This window comes from Actinacidiphila epipremni (assembly GCF_012034175.1).
In the GTDB taxonomy this organism is placed as follows: domain Bacteria; phylum Actinomycetota; class Actinomycetes; order Streptomycetales; family Streptomycetaceae; genus Actinacidiphila; species Actinacidiphila epipremni.
In genome coordinates this window covers 65435-83211 of record NZ_JAATEJ010000011.1, presented here as the reverse complement: position 1 = coordinate 83211, position 17777 = coordinate 65435, and the positions used below count along the sequence as shown (strand labels likewise).

At 72.8% G+C, this 17777-nt stretch carries 14 protein-coding genes; 13 read left to right on the top strand and 1 reads right to left on the bottom strand.

Annotated elements, in window-relative coordinates; genetic code table 11:
- Positions 1-2 precede the first annotated feature (2 nt).
- From HCN08_RS15840 to HCN08_RS15780, 13 genes are all read left to right on the top strand, one after another.
- Positions 3-1676 carry a UDP-N-acetylmuramoyl-L-alanyl-D-glutamate--2,6-diaminopimelate ligase gene (locus HCN08_RS15840; RefSeq protein ID WP_167983719.1) on the top strand — a complete coding sequence of 558 codons (1674 nt, stop codon included), beginning with the start codon at positions 3-5 and terminating at the stop codon, positions 1674-1676.
- Positions 1673-3115: a UDP-N-acetylmuramoyl-tripeptide--D-alanyl-D-alanine ligase gene (locus tag HCN08_RS15835; protein ID WP_167983718.1), complete on the top strand. Its 1443-nt coding sequence runs from the start codon at positions 1673-1675 to the stop codon at positions 3113-3115. The genes HCN08_RS15840 and HCN08_RS15835 overlap by 4 nt, the downstream gene beginning before the upstream one ends.
- Positions 3112-4176 (top strand): phospho-N-acetylmuramoyl-pentapeptide-transferase, encoded by a 1065-nt coding sequence (mraY, locus tag HCN08_RS15830; RefSeq protein WP_167983717.1) that lies wholly within the window; start codon positions 3112-3114, stop codon positions 4174-4176. The genes HCN08_RS15835 and mraY overlap by 4 nt, the downstream gene beginning before the upstream one ends.
- Complete coding sequence (gene murD / locus HCN08_RS15825) at positions 4173-5624, top strand: UDP-N-acetylmuramoyl-L-alanine--D-glutamate ligase (RefSeq protein WP_167983716.1); 1452 nt, start codon at positions 4173-4175, stop codon at positions 5622-5624. Before mraY ends, murD begins: the two co-directional genes overlap by 4 nt.
- Before the next feature lie 96 nt (positions 5625-5720).
- Positions 5721-7178: a putative lipid II flippase FtsW gene (gene ftsW, locus HCN08_RS15820; RefSeq protein ID WP_167983715.1), complete on the top strand. Its 1458-nt coding sequence runs from the start codon at positions 5721-5723 to the stop codon at positions 7176-7178.
- A 6-nt stretch (positions 7179-7184) separates the two neighbouring features.
- Complete coding sequence (gene murG / locus HCN08_RS15815) at positions 7185-8279, top strand: undecaprenyldiphospho-muramoylpentapeptide beta-N-acetylglucosaminyltransferase (protein WP_167983714.1); 1095 nt, start codon at positions 7185-7187, stop codon at positions 8277-8279.
- 34 nt (positions 8280-8313) lie between these two features.
- The gene (locus HCN08_RS15810) at positions 8314-9138 is read left to right on the top strand and encodes an FtsQ-type POTRA domain-containing protein (RefSeq protein ID WP_167983713.1); all 825 of its coding nucleotides are present in this window, start codon (positions 8314-8316) and stop codon (positions 9136-9138) included.
- A gap of 261 nt (positions 9139-9399) precedes the next feature.
- Positions 9400-10635, top strand: coding sequence for a cell division protein FtsZ (gene ftsZ, locus HCN08_RS15805; protein WP_167983712.1), 1236 nt, complete (start codon positions 9400-9402; stop codon positions 10633-10635).
- A 10-nt stretch (positions 10636-10645) separates the two neighbouring features.
- The gene (gene pgeF, locus HCN08_RS15800) at positions 10646-11383 is read left to right on the top strand and encodes a peptidoglycan editing factor PgeF (RefSeq protein WP_167983711.1); all 738 of its coding nucleotides are present in this window, start codon (positions 10646-10648) and stop codon (positions 11381-11383) included.
- Between the two features lie 32 nt (positions 11384-11415).
- A complete protein-coding gene (locus HCN08_RS15795; RefSeq protein ID WP_167983710.1) occupies positions 11416-12153 on the top strand; it encodes a YggS family pyridoxal phosphate-dependent enzyme in 738 nt (245 codons plus the stop codon).
- A 96-nt stretch (positions 12154-12249) separates the two neighbouring features.
- Positions 12250-12867 (top strand): cell division protein SepF, encoded by a 618-nt coding sequence (locus HCN08_RS15790; protein WP_167983709.1) that lies wholly within the window; start codon positions 12250-12252, stop codon positions 12865-12867.
- 58 nt (positions 12868-12925) lie between these two features.
- Positions 12926-13213 (top strand): YggT family protein, encoded by a 288-nt coding sequence (locus HCN08_RS15785; RefSeq protein WP_033172393.1) that lies wholly within the window; start codon positions 12926-12928, stop codon positions 13211-13213.
- Between the two features lie 46 nt (positions 13214-13259).
- Positions 13260-14468 (top strand): DivIVA domain-containing protein, encoded by a 1209-nt coding sequence (locus HCN08_RS15780; protein ID WP_167983708.1) that lies wholly within the window; start codon positions 13260-13262, stop codon positions 14466-14468.
- A 141-nt stretch (positions 14469-14609) separates the two neighbouring features.
- Here HCN08_RS15780 and ileS read toward each other — a convergent pair whose 3' ends face one another.
- Positions 14610-17756: an isoleucine--tRNA ligase gene (ileS, locus tag HCN08_RS15775; RefSeq protein WP_167983707.1), complete on the bottom strand. Its 3147-nt coding sequence runs from the start codon at positions 17754-17756 to the stop codon at positions 14610-14612.
- Positions 17757-17777: the final 21 nt, after the last annotated feature.

The window sequence follows — 17777 nt, the reverse complement described above, 5'->3', positions numbered from 1 at the left end:
TCATGCCACGCACCGACCGTGACCAGCACGGCCGCCCACCCCACGGCACCCGCGACCCGCGGCGCCCGCGCCCGGCCCGTTTTGGCCCGGAGCCCGGCCGGGCCGGTAACCTCACCGCCGTGCCCAACCCTGATCAAGCCACCCTCAGCCCCCCGGGCGCACCGCGCCCGTCGCGGGTCCGCCCCACACCGCTGGCGGACCTCGCCCGGCGGCTCGACGTGCCGGACCCCGGCGGTGACACCGCGGTCACCGGCATCACCCACGACTCGCGCGCGGTCCGCCCCGGCGACCTGTACGCGGCCCTCCCCGGCGCCCGCTTCCACGGCGCCGACTTCGCCGCACAGGCCGCGCAGGCGGGCGCCGCAGCCGTACTGACCGACCCCGCGGGCGCCGAGCGCGCCGCCGCCACCGGGCTGCCCGTGCTGGCCGTCCCCGACCCCCGGGCCGTGATGGGCGGCCTGGCCGCCGCCGTCTACGGCGCGCCCGGCGACACCACCTTGCGGATCGGCATCACCGGCACCTCCGGCAAGACCACCACGTCCTACCTCGTCGACGGCGGGCTGCGGGCCGCTGTCCACGCCCCCACCGGGCTCATCGGCACCGTCGAGACCCGGATCGGCGAGGAGCGCGTCAAGAGCGAGCGCACCACCCCGGAGGCCACCGACCTCCAGGCGCTGTTCGCGGTGATGCGCGAACGCGGTGTCGGCGCGGTCGTCATGGAGGTCTCCAGCCACGCCCTGGTCCTCGGCCGGGTGGACGGCGCGGTCTTCGACGTCGCCGTCTTCACCAACCTCAGCCCGGAGCACATGGAGTTCCACTCCGGCATGGAGGACTACTTCCAGGCCAAGGCGCAGCTGTTCACCCCGCGCCGCAGCCGCCTCGGCGTGGTCAACCTCGACGACGCGTACGGCCGCCGGCTGGTCGCCGAGGCCACCGTGCCGCTCGTGACGTACTCCGCGCAGGGCAGCCTGGACGCCGACTGGCGCGCCGAGGACGTCCGGGCCGACCTGATGACCAGCACCTTCACCGTCGTCGGCCCCAAGGGCGAGCGGTTCGCCGCGACCGCGCCGCTGCCCGGGCCCTTCAACGTCGCCAACACCCTCGCCGCGATCACCGCGCTGGCCGCCGCCGGGCTCGACCCGCACACCGCCGCCGAGGGCGTCGCGGCGGTGCCGGGGGTGCCCGGGCGGCTGGAGCGGGTGGACGCCGGGCAGCCGTATCTGGCCGTCGTGGACTACGCGCACAAGACGGACGCCGTCGAGTCGGTGCTGCGGGCGCTGCGCACCACGACCCGCGGCCGGATCCACGCCGTGCTGGGCTGCGGCGGCGACCGGGACGCCACCAAGCGTGGGCCGATGGGCGCGGCGCTGGCCAGGCTCGCCGACACCGCCGTCCTGACGTCGGACAACCCGCGCTCGGAGGACCCGCTGGCGATCCTCAGCGCCATGCTCGCCGGCGCCGCCGAGGTGCCCGCCGAGCAGCGCGGCCATGTCGTGGTCGAGCCCGACCGGGCCGCCGCGGTCGCCGCCGCGGTGGCGCAGGCCCAGCCGGGCGACGTGGTGCTGGTCGCCGGCAAGGGCCATGAGCAGGGCCAGGACATCGCCGGTGAGGTGCGCCCGTTCGACGACCGAGAGGTGCTGCGCGCCGCGATCGAGAAGGACCGGAAGGCATCGTGATCCCCCTTTCCCTCGCCGAGGTCGCCCGCGCGGTCGGCGGGAGCACCCACGACATACCGGACGACGCGCTCACGGTGACCGGGCCGGTCGTCCACGACTCCCGGGAGGTCGTGCCCGGCGCGCTGTTCGTCGCCTTCGCCGGCGAGCGCGTCGACGGGCACGACTTCGCGCCGGGCGCGGTCGCCGCCGGCGCGGTCGCGGTGCTCGCGGCCCGCCCGCTCGGCGTGCCCGCGATCGTCGTCGACGACGTCCAGGCCGCGCTCGGGGCGCTGGCCCGGCACGTCATCGAGCGGCTCGGCACGACCGTGGTGGCGCTCACCGGCTCGGCCGGCAAGACCAGCACCAAGGACATGCTCGCCCAGCTCCTGGAGCGCCTCGGCCCGACCGTCTACACCCCCGGGTCGCTCAACAACGAGATCGGGCTGCCGCTCACCGCGCTGCGGGCCGACGAGGGCACCCGGCACCTGGTGCTGGAGATGGGCGCCCGCGGAATCGGCCACATCGCCTACCTGACCGGGCTCACCCCGCCGCGGATCGGGATGGTGCTGAACGTCGGCAGCGCCCACATCGGCGAGTTCGGCGGCAAGGAGCAGATCGCCCAGGCCAAGGGCGAGATGGTCGAGTCGCTGCCGGACGCGCACGCCGGCGGCGTGGCCGTGCTCAACGCCGACGACCCGCTGGTGCGCGCGATGGCCGACCGTACCAAGGCCAGGGTCGTGCTGTTCGGGGAGAGCGAGCAGGCCGACGTACGGGCCACCGGCGTGCACCTCAACGACCGCGGTCAGGCCGTCTTCGCCCTGCGAACACCCACCGGGTGCGCCGACGTGACCTTGCGCCTGTACGGTGAGCACCACGTGTCGAACGCGCTCGCCGCAGCCGCCGTCGCCAGTGAACTCGGCATGCCCGCAGGGGAGATCGCCTCCGCGCTCTCCGAGTCGGAGCCGTTGTCGCACTGGCGGATGGAGGTGACCGAGCGCCCCGACGGCGTGACGGTCGTCAACGACGCCTACAACGCGAACCCCGAATCCATGCGGGCGGCCCTGCGCGCACTCGCCGCGATGGGCAGGTCGGCGCACACCCGGGGGGGACGGACGTGGGCGGTGCTGGGAAAGATGGCCGAACTGGGCGGAGAAGCGCTTGCCGAGCACGACGCGGTGGGGCGGCTGGCCGTCCGGCTCAACATCAGCAAGCTCGTCTGCGTGGGCGGCCAGGAAGCCGCGTGGCTGCAGATGGGCGCCTATAACGAGGGTTCGTGGGGTGAGGAGTCGGTGCACGTGTCCGACGCAGAGGCGGCGATCGACCTGTTGCGCGCAGAGCTGCGGCCGGGTGACGTCGTGCTGGTGAAGGCATCCAGGTCGGTCGGCCTGGAGGCCGTCGCCCTGGCGCTGACCGAGGACGGCCTGGGCGGTACGGCGGCACGCGAGGGTGCCGCGCGATGAAGCAGATCCTCGTCTCCGGGGTTCTCGGTCTGTTCCTGTCGCTGATCGGCACCCCGCTGCTGATCCGGCTGCTGGCCCGCAAGGGGTACGGCCAGATGATCCGCGACGACGGCCCGCAGGCCCACCACAGCAAGCGGGGCACGCCCACCATGGGCGGTATCGCGTTCATCCTGGCGACCCTGATCGCGTACGCGGTGACCAAGCTGATCACCGGCGACCGGCCGAGCGTGTCCGGGCTGCTGGTGCTGTTCCTGACCACCGGGCTCGGCCTGGTGGGCTTCCTGGACGACTACATCAAGATCGTCAAGCAGCGCAGCCTGGGCCTGCGGGCCAAGGCGAAGATGGCGGGGCAGCTCATCGTCGGCATCGCCTTCGCGGTGCTGTCGCTGAACTTCGCGGACTCCCGCAACCAGACGCCGGCCTCGACCAAGCTGTCCTTCACCACCGACTTCGGCTGGTCGATCGGCCCGGTCATCTTCGTGGTGTGGGCGCTGTTCATGATCCTGGCGATGTCCAACGGCGTGAACCTCACCGACGGCCTCGACGGCCTGGCCACCGGCGCCTCGGTGATGGCCTTCGCCGCCTACACCGTCATCGGCGTGTGGCAGTACGGCCAGTGGTGCGGCGCCCAGGTCAGCGCGAACGGCGCGTGCTACGAGGTACGCGACCCGCTCGACCTCGCGGTGGTGTCGGCGGCCTTGATGGGCGCGTGTTTCGGCTTCCTGTGGTGGAACACCTCGCCGGCGAAGATCTTCATGGGCGACACCGGCTCGCTCGCGCTCGGCGGCGCGCTCGCGGGGCTCGCGATCTGCTCGCGCACCGAGCTGCTGCTGGCGATCCTCGGCGGCCTGTTCGTGATCATCACGATGTCGGTCGTGATCCAGGTCGGCTCGTTCCGGCTCACCGGCAAGCGGGTCTTCCGCATGGCACCGCTCCAGCACCACTTCGAGCTCAAGGGCTGGAGCGAGGTCCTGGTCGTGGTCCGGTTCTGGATCGTCCAGGGCATGTGCATGGCGGTGGGGCTGGGCATCTTCTACGCCGCCTGGGTGGCCGCCTCGTGACGGGCGCGGGCACGCCCGCGGGCGAGCAGTTCCGCGGCCTGGCGGTCACCGTCGCCGGGCTCGGGGTGTCCGGCGTGCCCGCGGCCAGGGCGCTGCACGGCCTCGGCGCCCGGGTCACCGTCGTCAACGGCACCGCGGGGGAGCGGCAGCTTGCCGAGGCCGCCGAGCTGGAGGCGCTGGGCATCACCGTCCGGCTCGGCGACGGCGCCGCCGCGGCCCTCCCCGAGGGCACCGAGCTGGTCGTGACCGCGCCCGGCTGGAAGCCGTCGAGCCCGCTGTTCGCCGCCGCCGCGAAGGCCGGCGTCGAGGTCATCGGCGACGTGGAGCTGGCGTGGCGGCTGCGCGGCCCGGACGCCGCGCCCTGGCTCGCGGTGACCGGCACCAACGGCAAGACCACCACGACCCGGATGCTCGCCGCGATCCTCACCGCGGCGGGCCTGCGGACCGCCGCCGTCGGCAACATCGGCGTCTCGCTGCTGGACGCGGTGCTCGGCGAGCAGACGTACGACGTGCTCGCCGTGGAGCTGTCCAGCTACCAGCTGCACTGGGCGCCGGGCATCCGCCCGCACTCCGCCGCGGTGCTCAACCTCGCGCCCGACCACCTGGACTGGCACGGCTCGATGGCGGCGTACGCCGCGGACAAGGGCCGTGTCTTCCACGGCAACCAGGTCGCGTGCGTCTACAACACCGCGGACCCGGCGACCGAGAAGCTCGTCGAGGAGGCGGACGTCGAGGAGGGCTGCCGGGCGATCGGCTTCACCCTCCAGGCGCCGCGGATGTCGGAACTGGGCGTCGTGGACGGCCTGCTGGTCGACCGGGCGTTCGTGCCCGAGCGCCGGGAGCGCGCCCAGGAGCTGGCGGAGGTCAGCGACGTCCAGCCGCTCGCCCCGCACAACGTCGCCAACGCGCTCGCCGCCGCGGCCCTCGCCCGCGCCTACGGTGTGCCGCCGGCCGCGGTACGGGACGGGCTGCGGGCCTTCCGGCCGGACGCCCACCGCATCGCGGAGGTCGCCGAACGGGACGGCGTGCGGTACGTGGACGACTCCAAGGCCACCAACCCCCATGCCGCGCAGGCGTCGCTGACCGCGTACGAGCACGTCGTGTGGATCGCCGGCGGCCTCGCCAAGGGCGCCCGGTTCGACGAGCTGGTGCGGGCGGCGGCCGGCCGGCTGCGCGCGGCGGTGCTGATGGGCGCGGACCGCGCGCTGATCCGTGAGGCTCTGGCGCGACACGCGCCCGAGGTGCCGGTGGTGGACCTGGAACGGACCGACACTGGGGCGATGTCCGCGGCCGTCACCGCGGCACGGGAGTTGGCCGTGCCGGGCGACACCGTCCTGCTGGCGCCCGCGTGCGCCTCGATGGACATGTTCAGCAACTACAACCAGCGCGGCGAGATGTTCGCCGACGCGGTACGCGCCGCCCTGCCGGACCCCGCGGAGCGCTCCTAGGGTGTGGTGCGGGCCCCCGGCCGGTGCGCGGGGGGCCCGCACTCCACGCCCTGGCCGCCGCGGCCCGCGGCGCGACCGCACCGACGGAGGGCACCCATGACCGCACCCGGCTCCCGTCCCACCGACCCCGCCCGCCCCCACCCCCGCGCCCCCGGCGCCGGGCGGTCCGGCGGGCGGCAGCCCGCGGGGCAGGACGCCCGCCCCGTCCGGCCCCGCGGCCCGGTCCCCGGCGCCGGGCGCCCGGCGCCGGCGCCGCCGAGGCGGCCCCGCCAACCCGGCCGGCCGGCCGTCGCGCCGCCCGCGCTGCGGGCCGCGGCGCGGTTGCCGGGACGGCTGCGGGAGGCGTGGGACCGGCCGCTCACGGCGTATTACGTCATCCTGGGCGGCAGCGCGCTCATCACCCTGCTCGGCCTGGTCATGGTCTACTCCGCCTCGATGATCCAGGCGCTGCGCTACGGGCTGCCGTCCACGTACTACTTCCGCAAGCAGCTGCTCGCCGTCGCGATCGGCTCGGTGCTGCTCTACGCCGCCTCGCGGATGCCGGTGCGGCTGCACCGCGCGCTGGCGTACCCGCTGCTGGCGGGCTCGGTGTTCCTGATGTGCCTGGTGCAGGTGCCGGGGATAGGGGAGTCGGTCAACGGCAACACCAACTGGATCTCGATCGGCGGCCCGTTCCAGATCCAGCCCAGCGAGTTCGGCAAGCTCGCCCTGGTGCTGTGGGGCGCCGACCTGCTGGCCCGCAAGGGCGACAAGGGCCTGCTCGTGCAGTGGAAGCACCTGCTCGTGCCGCTCGTGCCGGTCACCGTGCTGCTGCTCGGGCTCATCATGCTCGGCGGCGACATGGGCACCACCATGATCCTCACCGCGATCCTGTTCGGCATGCTGTGGCTGGCCGGCGCCCCCACCCGGCTGTTCGCCGGCGTGCTGGGCGGCGCGGGCGCGCTCGCGGGCCTGGCGATCGTCACCAGCTCCAACCGGATGGACCGGCTGCACTGCATCGCCGCCTCCGACCCCGGCAACGGCTGCTGGCAGGCCGTGCACGGCATCTACGCCCTGGCCTCCGGCGGCTGGTTCGGCTCGGGACTCGGGGCGAGCGTGGAGAAATGGGGCGAACTGCCCGAGCCGCACACGGACTTCATCTTCGCCGTGACGGGGGAGGAACTGGGCCTGGCGGGGACACTGTCGGTGCTCGCCCTCTTCGCGGCACTAGGCTACGCGGGTATCCGCGTGGCCGGTCGGACGGAAGACCCTTTCGTCAGGTTCGCAGCGGGTGGCGTGACCACCTGGATCACGGCCCAGGCCGTGGTCAACATCGGTGCGGTGCTCGGCCTGCTGCCGATCGCCGGCGTCCCGCTCCCGCTGTTCTCCTACGGAGGTTCGGCCCTCCTGCCGACGATGTTCGCGATCGGGCTGCTGATCTCCTTCGCCAAGAGCGAGCCGGCGGCCCGGGCCGCGCTGGCCGTGCGGGGGCGGAACGGGCGGAGAAATCCGGGCCGGGCAATGACACGGACGATGCGACGGTACGTCTCCCGACGGCCGTCCGGAGAGCGGTGAATTTCGGTGCATGTCGTACTCGCCGGCGGGGGGACCGCCGGCCACATCGAGCCTGCGCTCGCGCTCGCCGATGCCCTGCGCAGGCAGGACCCGACCGTGGGCGTCACCGCCCTCGGCACCGAGAGGGGCCTGGAGACCAGGCTCGTACCCGAGCGCGGCTACGAACTGGCCCTCATCCCGGCCGTGCCGCTGCCGCGCCGGCCCACCCCCGAGCTGATCACCGTGCCGGGCCGGCTGCGCGGCACCATCAAGGCCGCCGAGCAGATCCTGGAGCGCACCAAGGCCGACTGCGTGGTGGGCTTCGGCGGTTACGTCGCGCTGCCCGGCTACCTGGCCGCCAAGCGGCTCGGCGTGCCCATCGTGGTGCACGAGGCCAACGCCCGGCCGGGCCTGGCCAACAAGATCGGCTCGCGCTACGCCCACGCGGTGGCCGTCTCCACGCCCGACAGCAAGCTGCGCGACGCCCGCTACATCGGCATCCCGCTGCGCCGCTCCATCGCCACCCTGGACCGCGCCGCGGCCCGCCCCGAGGCCCGGCACGCCTTCGGGCTGGACCAGAACCTGCCGACGCTGCTGGTCTCCGGCGGCTCGCAGGGCGCCCGCCGGCTCAACGAGGTCATCGCCACCGTCGCGCCCCGGCTCCAGCAGTCCGGGGTGCAGATCCTGCACGCGGTCGGCCCCAAGAACGAACTGCCCAAGGCCGACAATATGCCCGGCATGCCGCCGTATCGCCCGGTCAGCTACGTCGACCGGATGGATCTCGCCTACGCCGCCGCCGACATGATGCTCTGCCGGGCCGGCGCCATGACCGTCGCGGAGCTGTCCGCGGTGGGACTGCCCGCCGCGTACGTGCCGCTGCCGATCGGCAACGGCGAACAGCGGCTCAACGCCCAGCCGCTGGTCAAGGCCGGCGGCGGACTGCTGGTCGACGACGCGGAACTGACCCCGGAGTGGGTGCTCGGCAACGTCCTGCCGGTGCTCACCGACCCGCACCGCCTCTACGACATGTCCCGCGCCGCTGCCGAGTTCGGCCGCAGGGACGCCGACGACCTGCTCGTCGGCATGGTGTACGAGGCGGTGGGCGCCCGCCGGGCACGATAGACACCCGGCGGGCGTCAACCAACGGGAGGCCGACGTGACAGGACCCGGTGCCGGTACCGGAGCCCGACCCGGGCAGCGCGCGGGCGCTCGCCCCCGGGTGCCGTCGCCCGCGGGGCGCGCGCCCGGGGCGGGCGGCGGCGCCCCGCGGCTGACCGTGCGGGCCCGGCGGATCGCGCTGCTGGTGCTCGTCGCGCTCACCGTGCTGCTCGGCGGCGGCACCTGGGTGGTGTACGGCTCCCCGTGGCTGCGCGCGGACACGGTGAGCGTGCGCGGGGCCGGCGCGCTGACCGGCGCGCAGATCACCCGGGCCGCCGCGGTGCCGCTGGGCGGGGCGCTGGTCTCCGTCGACACCGGGGCGGTCAGGAAGCGGCTGCTCAAGGCGCTGCCCCGGCTGAAGGACGCGCGGGTGCACCGGTCCTGGCCGCACACCGTCCGGATCGACGTCACCGAACGCGAACCGTCGGCCGTACTGAAAAGCGGCGGGAAGTTCGTCGAAGTGGACCGGGAAGGCGTCCGGTTCGCCACCGTGGACCGGCGGCCGACCGGGGTGCCGCTGCTGGAATTGACGCCGGATCAGACGGCGAGCTTTCGGCATTTCGGAACAAAAAGACTGCTGCAGGCCGCGATTACCGTCGCGGGCCGGCTGCCGGATTCGCTGGCCGGTCACGCGACCGCGATCAAGGTGCGTTCCTACGACGCCGTCACGATCGAACTCACCGGCGGCAAGGACGTCATGTGGGGGAGTCAGGACGACAGCGCCACCAAGGCCCAGGTGCTCACCGCGCTGATGAAGGCTGAGCCGGACGCCACGCACTACGACGTCAGCGCCCCCACCGCCCCTGCGGCGTCGGGAAGTTGACGTGAGCGGGACGTCCGCTTCGCTAGTATTCGACCCCTGGTTCACTTGGGCCCGGCGTGATCACATAGGGTCAAAAGAAAAACCGGAGGTTCGGCGTGTTCGTTGAACCTGCACCGCTTGTCGACTTAGTGTCTCGTCCCAAAGGAACACATGGGACAGGCATACTGGTAACCCTAAACCTCAGGGTCAGGGTTCGGAGCGGCCCGGCGAGCGTACCGACCGTCCCACACACTTCGTAAATCGAGGCGAGAGGCCTTCGACGTGGCAGCACCGCAGAACTACCTCGCAGTCATCAAGGTCGTCGGCATCGGCGGCGGTGGCGTCAACGCCATCAACCGGATGATCGAGGTCGGTCTCAAGGGCGTCGAGTTCATCGCGATCAACACCGATGCACAGGCCCTGCTGATGAGCGACGCCGACGTCAAGCTCGACGTCGGCCGGGAGCTGACCCGTGGCCTGGGTGCCGGGGCGAACCCGGATGTCGGCCGGAAGGCCGCCGAGGACCACCGCGAGGAGATCGAAGAGGTGCTCAAGGGCGCCGACATGGTCTTCGTCACCGCGGGCGAGGGCGGCGGCACCGGCACCGGCGGCGCCCCCGTGGTCGCCAACATCGCCCGCTCGCTCGGCGCCCTGACCATCGGCGTGGTCACCCGCCCCTTCACCTTCGAGGGCCGCCGCCGCGCCAACCAGGCGGAGGACGGCATCGCGGGGCTGCGGGAGAACGTCGACACCCTCATCGTCATCCCCAACGACCGGCTGCTGTCCATCTCGGACCGCCAGGTCAGCGTGCTGGACGCGTTCCGCTCCGCCGACCAGGTGCTGCTGTCCGGTGTGCAGGGCATCACCGACCTCATCACCACCCCCGGCCTGATCAACCTGGACTTCGCCGATGTGAAGTCCGTGATGTCCGAGGCCGGTTCGGCGCTGATGGGCATCGGCTCGGCCCGCGGTGACGACCGGGCCGTGGCCGCGGCCGAGATGGCGATCTCCTCGCCGCTGCTGGAGGCGTCCATCGACGGCGCCCGCGGGGTGCTGCTGTCCATCTCCGGCGGCTCCGACCTCGGCCTGTTCGAGATCAACGAGGCCGCCCAGCTGGTGAGCGAGGCCGCCCACCCGGAGGCCAACATCATCTTCGGCGCGGTCATCGACGACGCCCTCGGCGACGAGGTGCGGGTCACGGTGATCGCGGCCGGCTTCGACGGCGGGCAGCCGCCGGCCAAGGGCAGCCGCGACAAGGTGCTCGGCGGCTCCTCCTACGCCGGCCACGACTCCGGTACCGCCGGCGCGGGTCCGGCCGGCCCGGCCCGGCTCGACCCGCAGCGCCCGGCCCCGTCCTTCGACGGCCTCGGCAGCGTCCCGGCCCCCGGCGAGCGCAAGCCCGAGCCGGTCGCCGAGACCCCGGCCGCCACCCCGGTCACCCCGCCGGTGGTGCCGCCGGCCCGGCCGTACCAGGACACCGCGGCCGAAGAGCTCGACGTCCCCGACTTCCTGAAGTGACCGCCCGGACGTGATAGGGCAGCGCAGCACAGCGAACGGCGCGCACTTCGCCTTCACCGACCGGTGGGGCGGGGTGAGCGCCGTTCCGTACGACAGCCTCAATCTCGGCGGGGCCGTGGGCGACGACCCGGCCGCCGTCACCGCCAACCGCGAGCGGGCCGCCCGGGAACTGGGCCGCGACCCGGGCCGGGTGGTGTGGATGAACCAGGTGCACGGCCGCGAGGTCGCGGTGGTGGACCGGCCGTGGGGCGACGCGCCCGTGCCGGCCGTCGACGCGCTCGTCACCACCCGCGCCGACCTCACCCTCGGGGTGCTCACCGCGGACTGCGTGCCGGTGCTGCTCGCCGACCCGGTCGCCGGGGTCGCCGCCGCCGCGCACGCCGGGCGGCCGGGGATGGCCGCCGGGATCGGCACCGCCGTCGTTGAGACGATGATCACACTCGGCGCCGATCCGGACCGGACCACCGCCGTTCTCGGCCCGTCGGTATGCGGTAAATGCTATGAAGTGCCCGCCGCGCTGCGCGAGGAGGTCGCGTCCGTCGAACGGGCGGCGTACGCCGAGACCAGCTGGGGCACGCCGGCGCTCGATGTGGCCGCCGGGGTGCGCGCGCAACTGCTGCGCGCCGGAGTGCGCGCCGTGGAAGGCCCCACCGTGTGCACCCGTGAATCCGCCGACCACTTCTCGTACCGCCGCGACCGGACCACCGGGCGGCTGGCCGGCTACGTATGGCTGGACGGTGACCGGTGAACGCCAACTCCCCGGAAAACGGGGCGAATCGGATGAACGGCGCGGCCGGTGACCCGGTGCGCGGCGCCCAACTCGCCGCGAATCTCGCCCGGGTGGAGGAGCGCATCGCCGACGCGTGCGCGACCGCCGGCCGGGACCGCAAGGAGGTGACCCTCATCGTGGTCACCAAGACCTACCCGGCCACCGACGTACGGCTGCTGGCCGGGCTCGGGGTGCGCGAGGTCGCCGAGAACCGCGACCAGGAGGCCGGGCCCAAGGCCGAGGCGACCGCCGATCTCCCGCTCAGCTGGCACTTCGTGGGCCAGTTGCAGACCAACAAGGCGCGTTCCGTGGTCCGTTACGCTGATCACGTGCACTCCGTCGACCGGCTCCGGCTGGTCGGCGCGCTGTCGTCCGCGGCAACCGCCGCCGGGCGGCGCATCGGTTGCCTGGTCCAGGTCGCGCTGGACGCGGAGTCGGGCGACCGCGGGGAGCGCGGCGGGGTGGCGCCCGACGCGGTGCCCGCACTGGCGGACGCCCTCGCGTCGGCCCCCGGGCTGCGGCTCGACGGGCTGATGACGGTGGCCCCGCTGTCCGGAGCGTACGCGGGCCAACCCCGCGCCGCCTTCGACCGGTTGATGGAAATCTCATCCCGCCTGCGCGAGACGCATCCGGCTGCCACCATGGTCTCGGCAGGGATGAGCCAGGACCTCGACGAAGCGGTGACGGCCGGAGCGACACATGTACGCGTCGGAACGGCGGTACTCGGAGTCCGTCCCGGGCTCCGGTAACGTCACCAAACAAGTCGGACCACAGCATAAATATGGTGTGGCGGCCGTCCCCCGGGGGCGGCCGAGGACCGCAACCCCGCTGAGAGGACGCAGAGCATGGCCGGCGCGATGCGCAAGATGGCGGTCTACCTCGGCCTCGTGGAGGACGACGGGTACGACGGCCCGGGTTTTGACCCGGACGACGAGTTCGAGCCCGAGGTGGCGGCGCCCCCGGCGCGGGCCGCCGTCGAGCCCGAGCGACCCGTCCGCCGGGCGCACAGCCAGCACGTGCCGCCGAGCCAGCACCAGCCGCCGCAGGACGAACCGCCCCGTCTCGTCCACGCTCCCGCACCCCGCGAACCGCGGATCGCCCCCGTGGCGTCCATCACACCCGAACGTCACAGCCTGGAGAAGAACGCAGCGGTGATCATGCCCAAGGTCGTGTCAGAGCGCGAGCCGTACCGGATCACGACACTTCACCCCCGGACCTACAACGAAGCCCGTACCATCGGGGAACACTTCCGCGAAGGCACCCCGGTGATCATGAACTTGACGGAGATGGACGACACGGACGCGAAGCGACTTGTCGACTTCGCGGCCGGTCTGGTCTTCGGCCTCCACGGGAGCATCGAGCGGGTGACGCAGAAGGTCTTTCTGCTCTCGCCTGCTAACGTCGATGTCACGGCGGAGGACAAGGCCCGGATCGCCGAGGGCGGGTTCTTCAACCAGAGCTGAACGAACGCAACCGTAGGGACCGGCCGGCAGGCCGAGAAGCAGGGGAGAGGGAAGCGCGATGAGTGTCGCACTCCAGGTGCTGTACATCGCGCTGTACTGCTTCCTCTTTGTGCTGATTTTCCGATTGGTGATGGATTACGTCTTCCAGTTCGCCCGTTCATGGCACCCTGGGAAGGCGATGGTGGTGGTCCTGGAGGGCACCTACACTGTCACCGATCCGCCACTCAAGCTCCTGCGGCGGTTCATCCCACCGCTGCGCCTCGGGGGCGTGGCGCTCGACCTGTCCTTCTTCGTACTGATGATCATCGTTTACATCCTGATCTACGTTGTTGGGAGCTTCATGTGAACGGTGTGGGCTCCCGATATGTCGACGATCACGTTGAGGTGAAGAGATGCCGTTGACCCCCGAGGACGTTCGGAACAAGCAGTTCACGACCGTCCGCCTCCGAGAGGGCTATGACGAGGATGAGGTCGACGCCTTCCTCGACGAGGTGGAGGCCGAACTGACCCGGCTGCTCCGCGAGAACGAGGACCTGCGGGCCAAGCTGGCCGCGGCGACCCGTGCCGCGGCCCAGGCGAGCCAGCGCAAGCCCGAGCCGCAGGACCGACCTGTGCCCGCCGCCATATCCGGACCGCAGCCGGTGCAGCAGCAGATGCCCCAGCAGATGGGTCCCCCCCAGCAGCAGGGGCACGGCGGCGGAATGCCGCAGCTGCCGCCCGGTCCCAGCGCCCAGCAGCAGGGCCCTGGCCCGATGGGCCAGCACCCGATGCAGCAGCAGGGTCCCGGTCCGATGGGCCAGCACCCGATGCAGGGTCCCGGCCCCATGGGCCAGCACCCGATGCAGCAGCAGGGCCCGGGTCCGATGGGCCAGCACCCGATGCAGGGTCCCGGCCCCGGCCACCCGATGCAGCAGCAGGGTCCCGGCGGCGACAGCGCGGCCCGGGTGCTCTCGCTCGCCCAGCAGACCGCCGACCAGGCGATCGCCGAGGCGCGCTCCGAGGCCAACAAGATCGTCGGTGAAGCACGCAGCCGCGCCGAGGGCTTGGAGCGGGACGCCCGCGCCAAGGCCGACGCGCTGGAGCGGGACGCCCAGGAGAAGCACCGCGTCGCGATGGGCTCGCTGGAGTCCGCCCGCGCCACGCTGGAGCGCAAGGTCGAGGACCTGCGCGGCTTCGAGCGGGAGTACCGCACGCGGCTGAAGTCCTACCTGGAGTCGCAGCTGCGCCAGCTGGAGAACCAGGCCGACGACTCGCTCGCCCCGCCGCGCACCACCGCGCCGGCGCCGTCGCTGCCGTCCGCGTCCGCGATGGGCGGCACCATGGGGGGCAACTCCATGGGCAACGGCTCCATGAGCAACGGGATGAGCGGGATGGCTCCCGCCGGCGCGGGTGCGATGAGCCACAACGGCTCGGCGCCCTCGTACGGCAACGGCCAGGGCATGGGCGGCCACACCCCCGGCCCGACGTACGGCGGCCAGCAGCAGATGTCCCCGGCGATGACCCAGCCCATGGCCCCGGTCCGCCCCCAGGGCGGCCCCTCCCCCCTCCAGCAGGCCCCCACCCCCATGCGCGGCTTCCTCATCGACGAGGACGACAACTGACCACTGCGCTGGACCTTTTCAGGGCCGGGCCTCCAGGGTTACCCAACCCAGGAGGCCCGGCCCTTTTCGCACCCCGCGCCCCTGGTGGTCGGCGTCCGGCGCGGACGCAGCCCTCGCTGGGAGCGTCCGCGCCGTGGGGGTTCAGGCCTTGCGGAGGGCGAAGGTCAGCGAGAGGGCTTCGTCGCGGAACCGGGAGCCGTAACCTTCCGCCGGGGCGCCCTCGGCGAACTCGACGGCGAGGACCTCCTCGGCGATCAAGCCCGCATGAGCCGCGAGCGCCGCCGCAACCTCCGCGGAGTCCGTGGACCAGCGGACCGCGATGCGGTCGGCGACGTCGAGGCCCGACTGCTTGCGGGCCTCCTGGACGAGGCGGATGACATCGCGGGCCAGGCCCGCCCGCCGCAGCTCGGGGGTGATCTCCAGGTCGAGGGCGACCGTCGCGCCGGAGTCGGAGGCCACCGACCAGCCCTCGCGCGGGGTCTCGGTCACGATGACCTCCTCCGGCGAGAGCGTCACCGGCTCCCCGTCCACGACCACCGACGTCACCCCCTGCTCACGCAACTGCGCGGACAGCGCCGCCGCGTCCGCCGCGGCCACCGCCGCCGCCACCGCCTGCACGCCCTTGCCGAACCGCTTGCCCAGCACCCGGAAGTTCGCCTTCGCGCTCGCGTCCACCAGCGAGCCGCCCACCTCGGACAGCGACGCCAGCGACGAGACGTTCAGCTCCTCGGCGATCTGCGCCCGCAGCTCCTCGTCCAGGTCCTCGAAGCCCGCCGCGGCGACCAGCGCCCGCGACAGCGGCTGCCGGGTCTTGACGCCGGACTCCGCCCGGGTCGCCCGGCCCAGCTCCACCAACCGCCGCACCAGCTGCATCCGCGCCGACAGCCGCGGGTCGACGAGCGCCTCGTCGGCGACCGGCCACGACGCCAGGTGCACCGAGTCCGGCGCGTCCGGCGCCACCGGCACCACCAGGTCCTGCCACACCCGCTCCGTGATGAACGGCACCAGCGGCGCCATCAGCCGGGTCACCGTCTCGACCACGTCGTGCAGCGTGCGCAGCGCCGCCGCGTCGCCGTGCCAGAACCGCCGCCGCGACCTGCGCACGTACCAGTTGGACAGGTCGTCGACGAACGCCGACAGCAGCTTGCCGGCCCGCTGGGTGTCGAAGCCCTCCAGCGCGTCGGTCATGTCCCGCACCAGCGCGTTGAGTTCGCCCAGCAGCCAGCGGTCCAGCAGCGGCCGGTCGGCGACCGCCGGGTCCGCGGCCGAGGGCGCCCAGCCGGAGGTGCGGGCGTACAGCGCCTGGAAGGCGACGGTGTTCCAGTACGTGAGCAGCGTCTTGCGCACCACCTCCTGGATCGTGCCGTGCCCGACCCGGCGCGCCGCCCACGGCGACCCGCCCGCGGCCATGAACCACCGCACCGCGTCGGCGCCGTGCTGGTCCATGAGCGGGATCGGCTCCAGGATGTTGCCCAGGTGCTTGGACATCTTGCGGCCGTCCTCGGCGAGGATGTGGCCGAGGCACACCACGTTCTCGTACGCGGACCGGTCGAAGACCAGCGTGCCGACGGCCATCAGCGTGTAGAACCAGCCGCGGGTCTGGTCGATCGCCTCGGAGATGAACTGCGCCGGGTAGGTGCGCTCGAAGATCTCCTTGTTGCGGTACGGGTAGCCCCACTGCGCGAACGGCATGGACCCCGAGTCGTACCAGGCGTCGATGACCTCGGGCACCCGGGTCGCGGTGCCGCCGCAGGTGCCGCACGGGAAGGTGACCGCGTCGATGTACGGCCGGTGCGGGTCGAGCCCGGACTGGTCGGTGCCGGTCAGCTCGGTCAGCTCGGCGAGCGAGCCCACGCACGTGAGGTGGCCCTCCTCGCACGTCCAGATCGGCAGCGGCGTACCCCAGTAGCGGCTGCGCGACAGCGCCCAGTCGACGTTGTTGTGCAGCCAGTCCCCGAACCGGCCGTGCTTGACGGACTCCGGGTACCAGTTCGTGCGCTCGTTCTCCCGCAGCAGCGCGTCCTTGACCGCGGTGGTCCTGATGTACCAGGACGGCTGCGCGTAGTACAGCAGCGCGGTGTGGCAGCGCCAGCAGTGCGGGTAGCTGTGCTCGTACGGCACGTGCCGGAAGAGCCTGCCGGTCGCGGCGAGCTCGGCGACCAGCGCCTCGTCGGCCTTCTTGAAGAACACCCCGCCGACCAGCGGCACCTCGGGCTCGAACGTGCCGTCCCGGCGCACCGGGTTGACCACCGGCAGCCCGTACGCGCGGCACGCCTTGAGGTCGTCCTCGCCGAACGCGGGGGACTGGTGCACCAGGCCGGTGCCGTCCTCGGTCGTGACGTACTCGGCGTTGAGCACGAAATGCGCGTCGGGGATGTCCACGAGGGCGAACGGCCGCTCGTACGTCCAGCGCTCCATCTCCCGGCCGGTGAAGCTCTCCCCGGTCGGCTCCCAGCCCTCGCCGAGCGCCTTGCCCAGCAGCGGCTCGGCGACGACCAGCTGCTCGGTGCCGTCGGTGGCGACGACGTACGTGACGTCCGGGTGCGCGGCGACCGCGGTGTTGGACACCAGCGTCCACGGCGTGGTCGTCCACACCAGCAGCGAGGCGCGGCCGGCCAGCGGGCCGCCGGTGAGCGGGAAGCGCACATAGACCGACGGGTCCACGACCGTCTCGTAGCCTTGCGCCAGCTCGTGGTCGGACAGGCCCGTCTGGTCGCGCGGGCACCAGGGGGCGACCCGGTAGTCCTGCACCAGCAGGCCCTTGTCGAAGATCTGCTGGAGCGACCACCACACCGACTCCACGTACTCCGGGTCCATGGTGCGGTAGGCGTTGTCCAGGTCCACCCAGTAGCCCATCCGGGTGGTCAGCTCGGCGAACGCGTCGGTGTGCCGGGTCACCGACTCTCGGCACTTGGCGTTGAACTCCGCGATGCCGTACGCCTCGATGTCCTGCTTGCCGGTGAAGCCCAGCTCCTTCTCCACCGCGAGCTCCACCGGCAGGCCGTGGCAGTCCCAGCCGGCCTTGCGGATCACATGGTGGCCCTGCATGGTCTTGAAGCGAGGGAAGACGTCCTTGAAGACGCGGGCCTCGATGTGGTGGGCGCCGGGCATGCCGTTGGCGGTCGGCGGGCCCTCGTAGAAGACCCAGTCGGGCAGGCCCCGGGTCTGCTCCACGGAACGGGCGAACGTCTTGCGCTCGCGCCACAGCTGGAGCACCTCGTGCTCCAGCGCGGGCAGGTCCACCTGCGCGGGCACCTGGCGATACTGCGGGCGGCTGGTCGGGCTCATCGGGGATTCCTCCGGCGGACA